This window comes from Mesorhizobium comanense, assembly GCF_005503535.1.
Taxonomy (GTDB): Bacteria; Pseudomonadota; Alphaproteobacteria; order Rhizobiales; family Rhizobiaceae; genus Mesorhizobium; species Mesorhizobium comanense.
The window spans coordinates 39,613-55,486 of the sequence record NZ_SCNN01000016.1 but is presented as its reverse complement, the minus strand read 5'-3'; the positions used below and the strand labels follow the sequence as shown (position 1 = coordinate 55,486).

Below are 15,874 nucleotides of genomic sequence, written 5' to 3'. Positions count from 1 at the left end.
AGTCCTCGAAGCTTGTGCGAAAATGAAATCGGGCCGCGCTTGGCGCGCGGCCCGATTGGTGGAAGTAAAGCGGACAGTTCAGCTAGGCAGGAATTAGCCGTTCTTGAACAGCGACAGGATCGACTGCGAGGAGCTGTTGGCGATCGACAGCGACTGGATGCCGAGCTGCTGCTGCACCTGCAGCGCCTGGAGGCGGGTCGATTCCTTGTTCATGTCGGCATCGACGAGCTGGCCGACGCCGCGGTCGATGGAGTCCATCAGGCTCTGGGTGAAGGTCTTCTGCAGGTCGATCGAGCTCTTGGCCGAGCCGAGGATGGTGGCCTGGTCGGTCAACTGGGCCATGACGTTGTCGATCTTGGTGATCATCTGGGTGATGATGTCGTCGGTCACGCCGGCCGCGGTGATGTCGAGATTGAAGGCGGAAACATTGTCGACCTTGGTGACGGGGCCCGCCGCGGTCTGGCCGGCGGTGTTGGCGGCGGCGTCGGTGCCGCCGCCGGCGATCGAGGCCGCGTAAGCCGTATCATACGCCGTCTGGGCGGCCCCGGTGGCGTAGACCGAGGTCTTGCGGTCAAGCGTGCCCTGGTTCTTGACGTCCGCGGGGAGGCCGGAATCGAACAGCTTGGTGCTCTCGACATCGATATCGATCGTGCCGAGCTGAACGGCGCCTGATGACGTGCGGTTGAACGAGGAGACGATCTTGGCATCCTGCTGGACGCCGCCACCCGCGGCGGTGGAGGTCACCGACAGGAAGTTCGAGCCCGAGAAGGTCGCCGCGTCGGCGAAGGACTTCATCTGCGCCTGAAGGGTGGTGATTTCGGTCTGGGTCTTTTCCTTGGCTGCGTCCGTCTGGCCGACGGTCGACAGCAGCTTGGTCTTGATCTTGCCGATCGTGTCCAGCACGTTGTTCATGCCGGTGTAGGCGGTATCGACCTTCGAGGCACCCAGGCCAAGCGCGTCCTGCACGGTGGAAAGCGCCTGGTTGTCGGAGCGCATCGTGGTGGCGATCGACCAGTAGGCGGCGTTGTCGGATGCCTCGGAGACCCTGTAGCCCGTCGAGATGCGGGCCTGGGTCTGCTCAAGCGACTTGTTGGTGGCGTTGAGACTCTGAAGCGCGGTCAACGCCGCGGCGTTCGTCATGATGCTTGCCAAGAAACTCGCTCCTTCTCTAAGGCCGGCATGCCCACACAGACCCAATCGGCCTGTCTGTCGGTTGCCGTCGCGCCGGTCGGGCCGATTCGGCAACCTGCTGTAAGCGTTGGTTAACCATACCTAAGCAGATATGGTTAACAGCCTGTTAAACGTCAGCTTCGGAGAGTTAAGGAACGAGGGTTGCGCGGGGCTGGAGCAAACGCAAACGGGCCGCGCTTTTGGCGCGGCCCGTCTGTCTAGCTGTACGTGGTGGAGAGGGATCAGCCGCGGAAGAGCGACAGGATCGACTGCGACGAACCGTTGGCGATCGACAGCGCCTGGACGCCGAGCTGCTGCTGAACCTGCAGCGCCTGGAGGCGGGTCGATTCCTTGTTCATGTCAGCATCGACGAGCTGGCCGACACCGCGATCGATGGAGTCCATCAGGTTCTGCGTGAAGGTCTTCTGCAGGTCGATCGAGCTCTTGGCGGCGCCGAGCGTGGAGGCGGCGTTGGTCATGTCCTTGAGCGCGGCGTCGACGACGGTCATCTGCTGGGCGATCTGGGCGTCGCTGAAGGCCTTGCTCGTGGCGGTGTCGAAGATCTTCAGGCTGGCGACCGAATAGGTGTCGCCGGCCGCAACCGCCGCACCCGCGGCCGGGGCGGCTGCCGTTGCCGTGACGCTGCCGTCGCTACCGAGACGGGCGGCGTCCAGGATACCCTTGCCCGCGGCCGAGCCGGCTTCATAGAGCTTGGTGCTTTCCACATTGACGTCGATCGTGGAAATCGAAGCCGCGCCGCTGGAGTCGCGGTTGAAGGCCGAAACGATCTTCACATCGGCTGCAGTGGCGGCGGTGCCGCTGTTGACCGAGAGCATGTTGGTGCCGGAGAAGGTGGCGCTGTCGGCATAGCCCTTCAGCTGCTTCTGCAGGGCCGCGATTTCGACCTGGGTCTTTTCCTTCGAGGCATCGGTCTGGCCGTAGGACGCGGTCAGCTTCTGCTTGATCTGGTTGATGGTGTCGATCGCGCTGTTCATGCCGGTGTAGGCGGTATCGACCTTCGAGGCGCCGAGGCCGAGCGAGTCCGAAACGGTGGACATGGCCTGGTTGTCGGAGCGCATCGTGGTGGCGATCGACCAATAGGCGGCGTTGTCCGAAGCCTGGGAGACGCGATAGCCCGTCGAAATGCGGGCCTGGGTGGTCGAGAGGTTGTTCTGGGTGGCGTTAAGGCTCTGCAGGGCCGTCAATGCGGCGCTGTTCGTCATGATACTGGCCATGGCAACTCGTACCTTGTTTTTACAGGGTGTTTTTTTGCATACCGGCATGTCCGGTATGACGGAGCGGCATCATGCCCATGACCATTGCTTTTGAGGTCACCCGCCATCTGCGAGCGACTATGGCGGGAAGTCCCTACCAAAGAACTAAATCGGACGGTTAATCGGAAATAATTCGAGGAAAAATTCACGGGGCCGTGCGTGCCGCGCGGTCCATGTGAGCGATCGCTCGAGGCGGCGGACAGGTCAGGTAAAGGAGCGCACCAAGCTGCCGACGAGCAGGTTCCAGCCGTCGATGAGGACGAAGAACAGGATCTTGAACGGCAGCGATACCACTGTCGGCGGCAGCATCATCATGCCCATCGCCATGGTGATGGTCGCCACGATCAGGTCGATGACCAGGAATGGCAGCACGATCAGGAAGCCGATCTCGAAGCCCCGCCGGATCTCGGAAATCATGAAGGCCGGCACCAGGATGCGCAGGTCGACGGTCTCGCGCGAGACGGTCTGGCCCCGCTCGCGGGCGAGGTCGGCGAAGAGGTCGAAGTCCTTGTCGCGCACATTGTGCAGCATGAAGGTGCGGAACGGATCGGAAATCTTCTCGAAGGCCTCGGTCTGGCTGATCTGGTTGTCCATCAACGGCTTGACGCCGGTGTTCCAGGCCTGATCGAAGGTCGGCGCCATGACATAGAAGGTCATGAACAGCGACAGGGAGATCAAGATGAGGTTGGCCGGCGTCGATTGCAGGCCGATGCCGGCGCGCAGGATCGAGAAGGCGATGACAAAACGGGTGAAGCTCGTCACCATGATCAGAAGGCCCGGCGCCACCGACAGCACGGTCAGCAGGCCGAACATCTGGATGATGTAGCCGACGGTGGTGCCGTCGGCCTTGCCGATGCCGCCAAGGTCAAGTTGCTGGGCAGCCGCGACCGATGTGGCGGCGCCGATCAGCGCCGCGGCAAGAAGGAATTTCCTCATTCGAGCAGCAATGTCCTGATGAGTACCTGTTTGGCGTGACCCTGGCTGCGGATCGAGGCGCGTTCCTCGAGATCGGCCTTCAGGTGCTGGTAACCGCTGGCGCCTTCGATCTGGTGCATCTTGACGGTGCGCACGTAGGCCAGGAGGTCCTGGTGTATATCCTCCGCCATCGCAGGAGGTTGCGGCGCGTCGTAGACGACGGAAACTTCCATCCTGATCCAGGTGTCGGCGGGTGATGCGATGTTGGTGGTGATCGGCGCCAGCGCGACGAGCGTCGGCCCCGTGCCGGGCTGGTGCTCAACGGCGGGCTGGGCGGTCTTGCCTTCGTTCTCGGGTGCGACCGGCACCGACTCCGGACCTCCGACACCCTTCAGATAGCCGCCGGAAAGCCAGCCCATGCCGATGGCGGCGACCGTCACCACGACCAGCATGGCGCCCTGGACGACAAGGGAGGGACCCTTGCGAGGCTGGAGCTGTTCGACATTGGCCACGGCGATGCGCTCTCCAAATCGCTAGAACGGAAGGACCTGGTCGAGGACCTGCTGGCCATAGGCAGGCTGCTGGACCTCGCTTATGCGGCCGCGCCCGCCATAGGAGATGCGGGCCTCGGCGATGCGTTCATAGGGGATCGTGTTTTCTGCGCCGATATCGGCCGGCCGCACGATGCCGGCAATGGTGAGCACCCTGAGTTCGTAGTTGACGCGCACCTCCTGCGAGCCGCTGATCATCAGATTGCCGTTGGGCAACACGTCGGTGACGACGGCGGCGACATTGAGTTCCAGCGTTTCCGATCGCTTGATCTCGCCGTCGGCGGTCGTGTCGGTGGCGGAATTGATCGTGCCGGAGCCCTTGCCGCCGGTGCTGTATTTGTTCCACTGCGCGCTGAGGTCGAGGCCGAGCTTGCGGTTGGCGGTGCGGCTTCTGTCGTTCTGGTTCTTGAAGTTGGCGCGGTCGTTGATCTTGATCTTGACGGTCAGGATGTCGCCCTGCTGGAGCGCGCGCGGATCGGTGAACAGCCGGCTCTGCCGGTCGTCCCACAAGGAGAACTTCTTCACCGGTTGCCGTGGCGTTTCCGGGTATTTGTAGAGCGAGCCGGTACTACCGCCATCGATGCCGGAGCCGACCGGCGACAGCGAAGGTTCCCTGCCGACTTCCTTCAGGTTGGTGCCGCAGCCCGAGAGCGCGGCGATGGAGCACACAAGGAGCATTCTGCGGATCATGACGGATCTACCCTTCGGGCTGCGCTGGCCATGATGCCGGTGAGCGTCGCCGCCGCCTTCTGGTCCATTTCGTTGAGGATGACGCCGGCCTTGCGTGAATCGAGCTTCATCAGGATGGCCGCGGCTAGGTCGGCGTTGACGATCGCCAGGCGTTCGGCCGCCGCATCGGGCTTCATGCCGGCATAGATCTTGACGACGCTTTCCTCGGCCCGGGCCAGGAAGACCTCGCGCCGCTTCAGCCAGCTTTCGTATTCGGCCTTCTTCTCGTCCAGCGCCTTCATGCGCTGGTCGATGCCGGCCTGCAGCTGCTTCAGTTCCTCGGCCTGCAAGGCGTAGCGGCGGTCGCGGGCGGCATCGGCTATATTGGAACAGAAGCGCTCGATCTCGCTCTGGTCGGGAGCCTTCTCGCGCGTCAATTGCTGCGGCGCCACCGCGGGCTGCGCTCCAGGCAGGACCTGACGAACCGTATCCTCCGCCCGGGCGCCGCCGGAGACGGAGATGGCGGCGAGGGCCGCGAGCAGCAATGCGTGGGAGCGGCGTCTTTCAGGGGATGAGAGGGAAGGGATCATCGGTATCGCCTATTGGAGAACCAGATCGGCTTGCAGGGCGCCCGCCGACTTGATGCCCTGCAGGATGGCGATGATGCCATCCGGCTTGACGCCGAGCCGGTTGAGGCCGGAAACAAGGGTTTGCAGGTCGGGCCCGTCGAGCACGGCGACGCGAGCGTCGGGGCGGCTGGCATCGATGGCCGTGAACGGCTCGACGGCGGTCACACCCTTGGAGAACGGCTCGGGCTGCACGACGCGCGGCGCTTCGGTGATGCGTACCGTCAGCGTGCCGTGGCTGATGGCGACGCGCGAGATCTTGACGTCGTTGCCGATGACGATGGTGCCGGTGCGCTCGTCGATGACGACGCGGGCCGGCGTGTCGGATTCGACCACCAGGTTTTCGATCTCGGCATAGAAGCGGGCCGCCGAGACACTCTTCGGCCGCCTGATCTGGACGGTGCGGGAATCACGCTCGGCCGCCACGCGCATGCCGAAGCGCTGGCTTGTATAGTCGTTGATCGCGTCGGCGATACGGATGGCGGTGGAGAAATCGGGATTGCGCAATTGCAGCGTCAGCGTCGACTGGTCGTCGAACTCGGCCTTCACCGAGCGCTCGACAATGGCGCCGTTCGGCACCCGGCCGGCGGTCGGGACGCCTTGCGTCAGCTGTTCGGCCTGGCCTTGCGCGGTGAAACCGGAAACGATGACCGCGCCCTGGCCAACGGCGTAGATCTCGCCGTCGGCCGCTTTCAGCGGCGTCATGATCAGCGTGCCGCCGGCGAGCGACGTGGCGTCGCCCATGGACGAGACATCAATGTCGATGCGCGCGCCCGACTGCACATAGGGCGGCATGTTGGCGGTGACTATAACGGCGGCGACGTTCTTGGCGCGCGCGCTGCCGCCTTCGGTGGCGATGCCGAGATTTTCGAGCATGGCGCGGATGGATTGTTCGGTGAACGGCGAGTTGCGCAGGCTGTCGCCCGAACCCGCGAGCCCGATGACAAGGCCGTAGCCGACGAGCTGGTTGTCACGCGAACTCTGCAGCTGGGCGATGTCCTTGATGCGCGAGGCGACCTGGCCTGGCGGCAGCGAGCTTGGTCCGGGCGAAACACGGAACATGCGCGTGGTGGTCGCCGGATCATATTCGGGATCGTTGTCGACGCCGCCATTCCTGGCGGCGAGCTCGCGCTTGGCCTTCGGCATCAGGCCGTCGGCGAACGCCGGCTGCAGGCCGAGCGTGGCCGCGAGAACAAGGGCAAGCAGGCGCATCATGAAGCGCTGACCTGGATGGTTCCGTCGGCCATCACCGTGCCGGAGAGGATCTTGCCGCTGTCGGTGTTGCGGACCTTGATGAGGTCGCCGGCCGAACCTGGCTGCAGGGTAACGGCGGTGGCGGTGATCATCAGCCCGCCCGCGGTGAAGAAGACCTGCACGGCAGCACCCTGTTCGACCAGCCAGGCCTCACGGATGGCGCTGCTGGGGATGTAGCGGCCAGGCAGCAGGGTGCGCTTGGCGACCTTGCCCTGGAGCTCCTCGGCGCGTGTCGCCATCGCATCGGGCTTGTGCTTGCCGGGAATGAGCGTGACCTGCTTCAAGGCGGTAAGCTCGATGGCTTCGCCGGGATAGATGACCCGGTTGGGGATCAGCACGACCTCGCCGGCGGGCTGGTTGCTGGCGATCTGGGCGGCCGACTGGCTTGCCGATTGGCCTGTCGATTCCTGGGCGAAAGCCGGCATGCCGCCGGCCAGCAGCGCAAGGAAGAGCGCGGCGCGGCGGAATACTGAGCAGGAGATCGGCCTGGCCATCATCGGTTACCTGATGTTCTTGGACACGACTGAGGCCATGTCGTCGGCGGCCTGGATGACCTTGGAGTTCATCTCGTAGGCACGCTGCGCCGAGATCAACTCGGTGATCTCCTTGACCGGATCGACGTTGGAAGCCTCGAGATAGCCTTGCTGGATGGTGGCGAAGCCGGGATCGCCGGGCACGCCGACATTGGCCGGTCCGGAAGCCGCCGTTTCCTGGAACAGGTTGTCGCCGAGAGGGGCGAGCCCCGCCTCGTTGGCGAAGTTGGCGATCTGAAGCTGACCGAGCGTTTGCAGATTGGCCTGGCCATCGAGACGGGCAAAGACCTGCCCGGTCTTGTTGACGATGACCTCCACCGCGTCGGTGGGAACGGTGATCGCCGGGATGACATTGGCGCCGTTGACGGTCACCAACTGGCCGGTGGCATTGGTGTTGAGGGCGCCGGCGCGGGTATAGAGCGTGCCGCCGTCGGCGCCTTCGATCTGGAACCAGCCGCGGCCGGTGAGCGCCAGGTCGAAACTGTTGCCGGTGCTGGTCAGTTCGCCCTGGGTGTGCACGTTGCGCACGGCGGTCGTCTTGACGCCGAGGCCGATCGAAACGCCTTCCGGCACCAGCGAGGCGTTGGAACGGTTGGGCACGCCCTGCGTGCGATCGACCTGGTAGAGCAGGTCGGAGAATTCGGCGCGCGCCCGCTTGTAGCCGGTGGTGTTGATGTTGGCGATGTTGTTGGCGATGACTTCCAGATTGGTCTGCTGGGCGTTCATGCCGGTGGCGGCGATGGCGAGTGCTTTCACGGCTTGCTCCTCAGATACCCATGCGACTGACTTCGAGATAGGCCGAAACGACCTTGTCGCGGATGGCGACGGCGGTTTGCAGCGCCTGCTGGGCGCTCATCACGGCATCGACCACCTGGCGGGTGTCGGCATCGCCCTTGAGCGCCTGCATCGACACCTGCTCGGCATTCTGCATCGTGTTGACGGTCTTGGCGGCGGCCTGGCTGACCGCCTCGGCGAAGGATGTGCCAAGGTTGCCTGCCGCGGCCGGCGCGACGCCGCCCTGCAGCAGGTCGGTCGCCGTGTCGCCCAGCCCGGGCTTCAGGTTAAGCGCGCCGATGCCGTTCACGATCATTGGTTCCTCATCAGGTCGATGGTCATTGAGATGAGGTCGCGTGCCTGCTTCACGACTTGCAGGTTGGCCTCGTAGGAGCGGTTGGCCTCGGTCATGTCGGCCATTTCGATCAGCACGTTGACATTGGGCATCTTGACGTAGCCCTTCTCGTCGGCCGCCTCGTTGCCGGGCTGGAACTCGATGGGAAAGTCACTCGGGTCGCGGTCGATGGAATTCACCTCGACCGTCGAGCTGCCGGAAGCCCGGTCGAGCTCGGAAACGAAGCTGATGGTCTTGCGGCGATAGGGATCGGAACCGGGCGTGGTGCCTGTCGACTGGGCATTGGCGAGGTTCTCGGAAACCACGCGCAGGCGCTCGGATTGCGCGCCAAGGCCGGATGCTGCGACTTTCAGGGCTGCTGTCAGCGCGTCCATGGTCAGCTCTTCACCGCCATCATCATCATCGAATGGAATGCCTTGACGATGGCCGTGTTGAGCTCGAAGGAACGGCGCACTTCGCCGGCCTTCAGCAGTTGGTCTTCCAGCACGACTGAATTCTTGGAGGGCATGACGACGCCGTCGTTCTCCTGCGACTTGATGCTGAAGCCGGCATTGGTCGCCGCCGTGCCGAGATGACCGGGCTCGGTGATCTGCAGCGACACCGCGGTGCGGTCGAGCACCTTCTCGAACGGCTCGACATCCTTTGCCGTGTAGCCCGGCGTGTTGGCATTGGCGATATTGCCGGCGACGGCCGACTGCCGCACGGACAGCCACTGCGCCTGCTTGGTGGCAAGATCAAAAAGGGAAACGGGCTCCATGGGAATCTCCGGGCATGTGCCCAGAAGACTAGGCCGCCAGTCTTGCGCGGACCTTGCGGGAGACCGGTGGAGCATTTGGCTGTTCACGGAAACGGCGAAATGCTTCAGTTCCTTTTCTTGGCGCCATTGCGAACGGAAAGCCGTTTTACAGTTGTCTTGGCATTGCCCATGACCGCGATGCCGAAAAGCGCGAAGCGGTCTTCAGACGGCGTCATGCGCCATCTCCCGCATCCGGAACAGCGCCGCGAAGGCGTGTAGAGTCCGATCTTACTTGGAAAGCTCGATCACCTGGTTGGTGCTGGTGAGCATGACCCATTTGCCGTTGCGCTGCTCGATCGACGAGACCTGGCTGGAATCCGGCAGCGTCGAGCCGCGCTGGACCATCCACAGGCCGGTGTCGTCCTCGATCATGGCGCGGCCGTTGGCGACGTGGACCAGGCGGAATTTCGCGACATCGGCGGGAAAGGGTTGGTCGCCGGGCGGCTCCAGTTTGGCGTCATCCTGCACCGTGCCGGTGGCAAGCAGGTCGATACCGGTGCTGGGAACGTCCTTCACGGTCAGCGGCGCGCTGCGTTCGGCCACAACGCCGCCGCCGGCGCGCCCCGAATTGGTGCCGGTGCCGCCGAACTTGATCGCCTGAACGCCGAACTGCTCCTGATTGAAGAAAATGTACCAGGGAAACAGGGCGCATATCAGACCAAGCGTGACACCGAGCGCCGCAACCACGAAATCGCTTCTGCGGTCGGACTTCTTTTCCAGCTTGGGAAATTGCGCCTTTGGCGGCTGCGGCCATTCGGTGACGGGAAACAGGTCGTCGATCAGGGATTCGCGGCTGGCCTGCGCGGTCCCCGCGATCGCGGCCTCCGGCTGAGCACGCCAGGCCGCCCTGGGCAGGGCGGCTCTGGCGGCCTTTGCGAGCACGGCTTCGGTCTTGGCGGCATTGGCGCGCGCGGCCCTGGCCTTCGCGGCCCTCACTTCCTCGGCCTTTGCTTCCTCGGCCGCGCTCGCTTCGGCGATCATCTCGCGCAACAGGCGCTCGGTGTACTGCCCTTCAGTCTCCTGCGTCGACATTCTGCTTTCCCTTGAGATGACGGGCAAGATCGGAGAACGGATCGGCCGACGGACGGTCCCTCGGCGACTGGGTCAGCGCTTCGTAGATCAGCGGAACCTGGCGCACGGCCATGTCGAGCTCGGCGTCGACACCACCCTGATAGGCGCCGAGCAGGCGAATATCGCGCGTGTCCTCGAAGCGGGAGATCATCGACTTCAGCCTTGCCACCAGCGCGCGCTGCTCGGTGCTCCAGGCCTTACCGGCCAGGCGTGATATGGACGAGAGCGGGTTGACCGGTGGATAACGACCCTGTTCGGCGATGGCGCGATCGAGCACGACATGGCCGTCGAGGATGCCGCGCACGGAATCGGCGACCGGATCGTTGTGGTCGTCGCCGTCGACCAGCACGGAAATGATGGCGGTGATCGATCCCTTGCCCTCGGCGCCAGGTCCGGCGCGCTCGAGCAGCTTGGGCAGTTCGGTGAAAACGGAAGCGGGGTAGCCGCGCGCCACCGGCGGCTCGCCGGTTCCGGTCGCGACTTCGCGCAGGGCATGAGCGAAACGGGTGATCGAATCCAGCACCAGGAGAACGCGGTGGCCCTGGTCGCGAAAGTGCTCGGCGACGCGCATGGCGGTGTCCGGCGCGCGCCGCCGCATCATGGCGCTTTCGTCGCTGGTGGCGACGACGGCCACGGTCTTGGCCATGCTGTCGCCTATCGTGTCCTCGAGGAACTCGCGAACCTCGCGGCCGCGTTCGCCGATCAGCGCGACGACAACGGTGTCGAAGGCGTCAGCACCGGCGAGCATGGCAAGCAGCGTCGACTTGCCGACACCGGAACCGGCAAAGACGCCCATGCGCTGGCCAAAGCACAGCGGCGTGAAGATATCGATGACCTTGACGCCGGTCATGAAGGCGGTGCCGACGCGCTGCCGCGTCATGGCGCCCGGCGTCGTGGCGCCGTCGGCCGTGTCGTCGCCCCTGATCAGCGAGGGGCCGCCATCGATCGCCCGGGTAAGCGCGTCGATGGCGCGGCCGCGCCATGAGGCATGCGGCGTCACGGCGAGCGGGCCCCGGCGGAACACAGCGTCGCCGATGCCGGCGTCGGCGCTGCGTTCGAACGGCGCCACGACGACCTCGTCACGGCTGATCTTGACGATCTCGCCCCGGCGCGCGCCGGCCTGGCCGCGCTGCTCGACGATGTCGCCCAGCCTGGCGAAATCGGAAAGGCCACGCACCTTGTAATGCGTCGAGGTGACTTCGGTGACGAGGCCGCCGCGTTTGATCAGCCCGTCGGCCCCGCTGAAGCGCCTGACAATCCGTTCCAGCGTGGCAAGCCGGTCCTCTGGCGCCGGCTGAAGCCGCCTCTCGGGGGCGCGGATGGAGGGCTGGCCCGATGACATGCTACGACTTCGAGCCGAGCGTCTTGATCGCCTCGTCGGTCGAGGAATCCGTCTGACGTATCAGCGCGGCGGTGTTCTCGAAGGCGCGCTGGACCATGATCAGCCGGGTCATTTCCATAACCGGATTGACGTTCGATTCCTCGACGAAGCCCTGGGCGATGCCGACATCGGAGCGGTCGGTCACCGGGTCGGGCGTGCGCGCGGGCACGATGCCGGAGTTGCCGTAGCGCACGAAGTTCTCGCCGGGATCGAAGTTGTAGAGGCCGATCGAGCCGACCAGTTGGTCGTTCTGGCGCAGCGATCCGTCGGCGCCCGCCTTGGGCGGACCGTTGCGGGGATCGAGCTGGATCGGCGCGCCGCCGGCATCGAGCACCGGATGGCCTTCGATCGACATCAACTCGCCATTCTCGTTCATCGAGAAGCGGCCATCGCGGGTCATGACGGTGCCGGCCGGCGTGTCGATGGCGAACCAGGCGTCGCCCTGGATGGCGAAATCGAACGGATTGCCGGTCTCGGTCAGGGAGCCATGGGCGCCCGAGAGATATGTTTTACCGGACGAGGCGAAGGATACCGATTTCTGGCCCGTCCCCGACACCACGTCCTCGAATTTCACGCCGGTGGCGCGGAAGCCGACCGTGTTGGCGTTGGCGACATTGTCGGCGATCGTATCCATCCGGCGCTCGAGCGCCATCTGCGCGGACAAGGCAACGTAAAGACTGTCACGCATGGTCAGAACTTCATTTTCTGCATGGCCATCATCAAATCGGTGGAGATGCCCGACGTGACCGGCTTGGCGAAGAGCACGCTGATCGACGTCACGGCGGTCGAGGTCGGATTGTTGATCTCGTACATGCTGGTGAAGCGGGTCAGGAATTTGCCGAGTTTCACGGGATCGGTGAAATCCGCGATGTTGAGCTTCTGTCCGAACAGCTGCGCCTGCTTGTCGATGTCGGCGGTGGCGAAGGAATCGGGCAGGCCGAGCGCGGTGCGCACGACGCTGGCAAGGGCGGTATCGGCCAGCACGTCGTACCAGTTGCTGATGTCGGGCGCCTTGCGTTGGAAGTAAAGCGCCAGCCGCACGCCCTCATTGGTCTTGCCGGCATCCTCCTCGAGCGTCTGGCGCATATACATGTCGACGGTCGGTTGCTGTGCCGGATTGATGGTTGTGGCGGCTTCGCCGTACTGTTCGAAGTTGAAGGCGCTGGCGAGCCCGGCATAAGCCTTGTTGGTCATCTTGTTGGCGACGCTGTTGGGGTCGCGAATGCCACCGGTCAGCACGCTGCGGATCAGGTCCTTGCTCTCTTTGGCCGGGTCGAGCCCAACGGACGCGAGCGCGTAGTTGTACAGCCGGCTGTTGGCCATCAAATCGTCGATGGATTTCACGTTGGTGACGTTGGCCAGATAGTATGCGGTCTCCGATTTGATGTAGTCCGCATTCGGCGGGATCAGGCCAAGCGCCGATTCCGTGGTGTAGATGTTGAGCGTGTCCTTCTGCACCGCGTCGCGCGAGGTTGTCTGATCGCCATATTGGGCAAAGTTGAAGGCGGTGACGAAGTTGGCATAGCGTTTGTCGGTCAGCGTGTTGGCCGGGCTGTTCGGGTCGCTGACGCCGCCCTGGAGCATGGTGCGGATTTGCTGCGGTGTTTCGGTGGAGGCATCCAGTCCATAGGAAGCCATGGCGAAGGTCAGCAGGCGCTTGTTCGCCATCAGGTCGTCGATCGACTTCACCGTCGAGATGTTTGCCGCGTAATAGTCGGCCTCGCCCTTGATATACTGCGCGCTCGGCTTGACCAGCGTCAGTCCGGCTCCAGTCATGTATCCGTTCGGGACCTGCTGGACATCGGTGCGCGTGGTTGTCTGATCACCATATTGGACAAAGTTGAATGCCGAGACGAAGTTGGCGTAGCTCTTGTCGGTCAGTTTGTTTGCGGGGCTGTTGGGGTCGCTGACGCCACCTTCGAGCATCGCCCGGACGGTAGCAGCCGGTTCGGTTGTGGCGTCGAGCCCGAATGCCGCCATTGCGTATGTCAGCAGGCGAGGGTCGCCCATCAGATCGTCGACCGACTTCACCTTGGAAATGTTGGTGACGTAATAGGCGGTTTCGCTCTGGTAGTAGGAAAACCCCGATTTTGAGGCGCCGATCTGGATTTGCAGCGCATAGTTGCTGGTTACCGGCTGCTGCGCCTTGTTGTAGCTGGTCGCATTGGCTCCATTGGCGGCGAAGTTGAAAGCGCTGACAAACTGGGCGTAACGCTTGTCGGTCAGCTTGTTGGCGAAACTGTTGGGGTCGGAGACGCCTTCCTTGAGCGCCTTGACCATGAAGGCCTTGGCGTAATCCATGTTCTCAAGCCCGTAGGCCTTCATGGCGTATTTGAAAAGCCGGTCATTGTTGACGAAATCGTCGATCGACTTCACCTTGGTGATATTGGCAAGGTAATATTGCGTGTCGCGGTCGACCGTCGGTTGTTTCTCGACCTGGTCGATCGACTTGTTGATGTCTTTGGCGATCAACTGGTAGCTGGTATAGGTACTGAGCAAGGATGTGCCTCCGGCCGGAGCTATGCCAACACAATAAACTCACTTCCTTGCGCGAAACTGAATCCAGCCGGGCTGCTCCGATTCAAGCCTCACACAAGGCACGGGGACTATCCCTTGCAGCCATGTGACATGCGGAAGGACCTGTCGTGGGCATTCTGATCGGACTTGTGGTGACGCTCGGCTGCGTCCTTGGCGGCTTCATGGCCATGGGCGGGCACCTGCAGGTGCTTGTGCAGCCCTGGGAAGCCGTGGTCATCTGCGGCGCGGCGCTCGGCACCTTCCTGGTCGCCAATCCGATGAAGACGGTCAAGGACACTGGAAGGGGCATTCTCGAGGCCTTCAGGCAGGCCGTGCCGAAGGAGCAGGACTATCTCGAGACGCTCGGCGTGCTGCACAGCCTGATGCGCGAATTGCGTTCGAAGTCGCGCAGCGAGGTCGAAGCGCATATCGACAATCCTGAAGAATCGGCGATCTTCCAGGCCTTTCCGACCGTGCTCAAGAATCACGACCTGATGAACTTCATCTGCGACTACTGCCGCATCATCATCATCGGCAACGCCCGCTCGCACGAGATCGAGGCGCTGATGGATGAGGAAATCCACACGATCAAGACCGACAAGATGAAGGCCTATCATGCGCTGGTCGCGGTCGGCGACGGCCTGCCGGCGCTCGGCATCGTCGCCGCGGTGCTCGGCGTGGTCAAGGCGATGGGCGCTCTCGACCAGTCGCCGGAGATCCTCGGCGGCCTGATCGGCGCCGCGCTGGTGGGCACCTTCCTCGGCATCTTTCTTTCCTATGCCGTGGTCGGGCCGGTCGCCACCAAGGTCAAGACGGTGCGCGAGAAGAAGAACCGCCTCTACATCATCGTCAAGCAGACGCTGCTCGCCTACATGAACGGCGCGCTGCCGCAGGTGGCGATCGAGTTCGGCCGCAAGACCATCTCGTCCTATGAGCGGCCGACCATCGACGCCGTCGAGCAGAGCACGATGAACACCGGTGGCGCCGAGAAGAAGGCCGCGTGAGTGATGCACGACAGATCGATGCCGGCACGGCCATGAGCAGTCCTGGCAGCCCCGCGCAAGCGCGCTCGTTGATCATCGAGCGTCTGGTCGGCGATAGCGGCGAGGCCGATCAGGTCATCGACGCCGGCCGCGCCATGGCCGAACGCGCCGTGCCGCTGCTGCAGAAGGGGCTCACGGGCGAGCTTGGCGTGCCGGTGATCGTCGATCTCAAGGCGGTCGAGGTCAGCCGTGTCCCGGAGGCGCGATCCCGCGCGGGCGACACCTTCGCCATGACCGTCGTTGGCTCGCCGGCGTCTTCCGACGCGATGACGCTGGTCATGGATGCGCCGGCGATCGCCATCATGGTCTCCACGCTGTTCGGCGGCGATCCGGACATGCCGGTGTCGCCGATCGAGCGTGACCTGTCGCCGATCGAGACCGACGTCTCGACAATGGTGTTCCAGGAGGTGGCGCAGGCACTCAACGGATCGGGCCGGCGCTCGCTCGATCTGCGGCTGCCCGCGCCGCGGGCGATGTCTGGCATCGAGGCGAGGCGTCATGTGCTGCGCGACGGTGCCGCCATACGCATCGTGCTCGGCATCTCGACGCCGGTCGACAGCGGCACGATCACGGTGACGATGCCGCAGCGTATCGTGCTCGCCGGCCGCGACGGTACCATCAGCGTCAGCGAGGATGACAGCGGCACCAACTGGCGCGCACGCTTCTCCGAAGAGGTGATGCGTTCGACGGTGGCGCTCGAGGCCACCATGCCGCTGGCAAGGCTGACGCTCGGCGATCTCGCGAACCTGGAACTCGGCCAGGTCATCGACTTCGACGAAACGGCGCAATCGCGGGCTCGCCTCAGCGCGCGCGGGCAGACGCTGTTCGTATGCGAGTTCGGCAAACTGGGGCAGAATTACACCGTCCGAATCAGGCATCCCTTCGATGCCGGGCAGGATTTCATCGATGGGCTCATGCCGGCTGGTGCCGGGCGCGCCTGAGCTT

General features: G+C 63.9%; 18 protein-coding genes. 2 read left to right on the top strand and 16 right to left on the bottom strand.

Going from position 1 to position 15,874, the window contains the following annotated elements; genetic code table 11:
* Positions 1-93: 93 nt before the first annotated feature.
* The 16 genes from FFS37_RS24220 to FFS37_RS24145 form a co-directional block, all read right to left on the bottom strand.
* The gene (locus tag FFS37_RS24220; RefSeq protein WP_137933494.1) at positions 94-1,152 is read right to left on the bottom strand and encodes a flagellin N-terminal helical domain-containing protein; all 1,059 of its coding nucleotides are present in this window, start codon (positions 1,150-1,152) and stop codon (positions 94-96) included.
* 260 nt (positions 1,153-1,412) lie between these two features.
* Positions 1,413-2,405 (bottom strand): flagellin N-terminal helical domain-containing protein, encoded by a 993-nt coding sequence (locus tag FFS37_RS24215; protein ID WP_137933493.1) that lies wholly within the window; start codon positions 2,403-2,405, stop codon positions 1,413-1,415.
* Between the two features lie 243 nt (positions 2,406-2,648).
* On the bottom strand, positions 2,649-3,380 hold the full coding sequence (fliP, locus tag FFS37_RS24210) for a flagellar type III secretion system pore protein FliP (protein WP_137933492.1): 732 nt from the start codon (positions 3,378-3,380) through the stop codon (positions 2,649-2,651).
* Positions 3,377-3,871, bottom strand: a complete 495-nt coding sequence (locus FFS37_RS24205) for a flagellar basal body-associated FliL family protein (RefSeq protein ID WP_137933491.1) — start codon at positions 3,869-3,871, stop codon at positions 3,377-3,379. Before FFS37_RS24205 ends, fliP begins: the two co-directional genes overlap by 4 nt.
* Before the next feature lie 21 nt (positions 3,872-3,892).
* A complete protein-coding gene (gene flgH / locus FFS37_RS24200) occupies positions 3,893-4,600 on the bottom strand; it encodes a flagellar basal body L-ring protein FlgH (protein ID WP_137933490.1) in 708 nt (235 codons plus the stop codon).
* On the bottom strand, positions 4,597-5,169 hold the full coding sequence (locus tag FFS37_RS24195) for a MotE family protein (protein WP_137933489.1): 573 nt from the start codon (positions 5,167-5,169) through the stop codon (positions 4,597-4,599). The genes flgH and FFS37_RS24195 overlap by 4 nt, the downstream gene beginning before the upstream one ends.
* Before the next feature lie 9 nt (positions 5,170-5,178).
* A complete protein-coding gene (locus FFS37_RS24190) occupies positions 5,179-6,420 on the bottom strand; it encodes a flagellar basal body P-ring protein FlgI (RefSeq protein ID WP_137933488.1) in 1,242 nt (413 codons plus the stop codon).
* Positions 6,417-6,953 (bottom strand): flagellar basal body P-ring formation chaperone FlgA, encoded by a 537-nt coding sequence (gene flgA / locus FFS37_RS24185; protein WP_171026391.1) that lies wholly within the window; start codon positions 6,951-6,953, stop codon positions 6,417-6,419. The genes FFS37_RS24190 and flgA overlap by 4 nt, the downstream gene beginning before the upstream one ends.
* A 6-nt stretch (positions 6,954-6,959) precedes the next feature.
* Positions 6,960-7,748, bottom strand: coding sequence for a flagellar basal-body rod protein FlgG (flgG, locus tag FFS37_RS24180; protein ID WP_137933486.1), 789 nt, complete (start codon positions 7,746-7,748; stop codon positions 6,960-6,962).
* Positions 7,749-7,758: 10 nt separating this feature from the next.
* Complete coding sequence (locus tag FFS37_RS24175) at positions 7,759-8,082, bottom strand: flagellar hook-basal body complex protein FliE (protein ID WP_171026390.1); 324 nt, start codon at positions 8,080-8,082, stop codon at positions 7,759-7,761.
* Positions 8,079-8,495 carry a flagellar basal body rod protein FlgC gene (flgC, locus tag FFS37_RS24170; RefSeq protein ID WP_137933485.1) on the bottom strand — a complete coding sequence of 139 codons (417 nt, stop codon included), beginning with the start codon at positions 8,493-8,495 and terminating at the stop codon, positions 8,079-8,081. The genes FFS37_RS24175 and flgC overlap by 4 nt, the downstream gene beginning before the upstream one ends.
* Before the next feature lie 2 nt (positions 8,496-8,497).
* Entirely contained in the window at positions 8,498-8,878 is a 381-nt protein-coding gene (gene flgB, locus FFS37_RS24165) for a flagellar basal body rod protein FlgB (protein WP_137933484.1), read from the bottom strand.
* A gap of 267 nt (positions 8,879-9,145) precedes the next feature.
* Positions 9,146-9,949: a hypothetical protein gene (locus FFS37_RS24160; protein WP_137933483.1), complete on the bottom strand. Its 804-nt coding sequence runs from the start codon at positions 9,947-9,949 to the stop codon at positions 9,146-9,148.
* A complete protein-coding gene (gene fliI / locus FFS37_RS24155; RefSeq protein WP_137933482.1) occupies positions 9,930-11,330 on the bottom strand; it encodes a flagellar protein export ATPase FliI in 1,401 nt (466 codons plus the stop codon). The genes FFS37_RS24160 and fliI overlap by 20 nt, the downstream gene beginning before the upstream one ends.
* Position 11,331: 1 nt before the next feature.
* Positions 11,332-12,057: a flagellar basal-body rod protein FlgF gene (flgF, locus tag FFS37_RS24150; RefSeq protein ID WP_137933481.1), complete on the bottom strand. Its 726-nt coding sequence runs from the start codon at positions 12,055-12,057 to the stop codon at positions 11,332-11,334.
* Positions 12,058-12,059: 2 nt separating this feature from the next.
* Entirely contained in the window at positions 12,060-13,868 is a 1,809-nt protein-coding gene (locus FFS37_RS24145; protein WP_137933480.1) for a DUF1217 domain-containing protein, read from the bottom strand.
* A gap of 146 nt (positions 13,869-14,014) precedes the next feature.
* Between FFS37_RS24145 and motA the strand changes: the two genes are divergently transcribed.
* Both motA and FFS37_RS24135 read left to right on the top strand, forming a co-directional pair.
* Complete coding sequence (motA, locus tag FFS37_RS24140; RefSeq protein ID WP_137933479.1) at positions 14,015-14,890, top strand: flagellar motor stator protein MotA; 876 nt, start codon at positions 14,015-14,017, stop codon at positions 14,888-14,890.
* 32 nt (positions 14,891-14,922) lie between these two features.
* Positions 14,923-15,870 carry a FliM/FliN family flagellar motor switch protein gene (locus tag FFS37_RS24135; protein ID WP_137933577.1) on the top strand — a complete coding sequence of 316 codons (948 nt, stop codon included), beginning with the start codon at positions 14,923-14,925 and terminating at the stop codon, positions 15,868-15,870.
* The last annotated feature ends 4 nt before the right edge of the window (positions 15,871-15,874 follow it).

Coding starts and splice junctions, on each gene's coding strand:
- FFS37_RS24215 (WP_137933493.1), bottom strand. CDS start 2,405: ATGGCCAGTATCATGACGAACAGCGCCGCATTGACGGCCCTGCAGAGC.
- flgC (WP_137933485.1), bottom strand. CDS start 8,495: ATGGACGCGCTGACAGCAGCCCTGAAAGTCGCAGCATCCGGCCTTGGC.
- fliP (WP_137933492.1), bottom strand. CDS start 3,380: ATGAGGAAATTCCTTCTTGCCGCGGCGCTGATCGGCGCCGCCACATCG.
- fliI (WP_137933482.1), bottom strand. CDS start 11,330: ATGTCATCGGGCCAGCCCTCCATCCGCGCCCCCGAGAGGCGGCTTCAG.
- flgH (WP_137933490.1), bottom strand. CDS start 4,600: ATGATCCGCAGAATGCTCCTTGTGTGCTCCATCGCCGCGCTCTCGGGC.
- FFS37_RS24135 (WP_137933577.1), top strand. CDS start 14,923: ATGAGCAGTCCTGGCAGCCCCGCGCAAGCGCGCTCGTTGATCATCGAG.
- FFS37_RS24175 (WP_171026390.1), bottom strand. CDS start 8,082: ATGATCGTGAACGGCATCGGCGCGCTTAACCTGAAGCCCGGGCTGGGC.
- flgB (WP_137933484.1), bottom strand. CDS start 8,878: ATGGAGCCCGTTTCCCTTTTTGATCTTGCCACCAAGCAGGCGCAGTGG.
- FFS37_RS24160 (WP_137933483.1), bottom strand. CDS start 9,949: ATGTCGACGCAGGAGACTGAAGGGCAGTACACCGAGCGCCTGTTGCGC.
- flgA (WP_171026391.1), bottom strand. CDS start 6,953: ATGGCCAGGCCGATCTCCTGCTCAGTATTCCGCCGCGCCGCGCTCTTC.
- FFS37_RS24195 (WP_137933489.1), bottom strand. CDS start 5,169: ATGATCCCTTCCCTCTCATCCCCTGAAAGACGCCGCTCCCACGCATTG.
- flgF (WP_137933481.1), bottom strand. CDS start 12,057: ATGCGTGACAGTCTTTACGTTGCCTTGTCCGCGCAGATGGCGCTCGAG.
- FFS37_RS24190 (WP_137933488.1), bottom strand. CDS start 6,420: ATGATGCGCCTGCTTGCCCTTGTTCTCGCGGCCACGCTCGGCCTGCAG.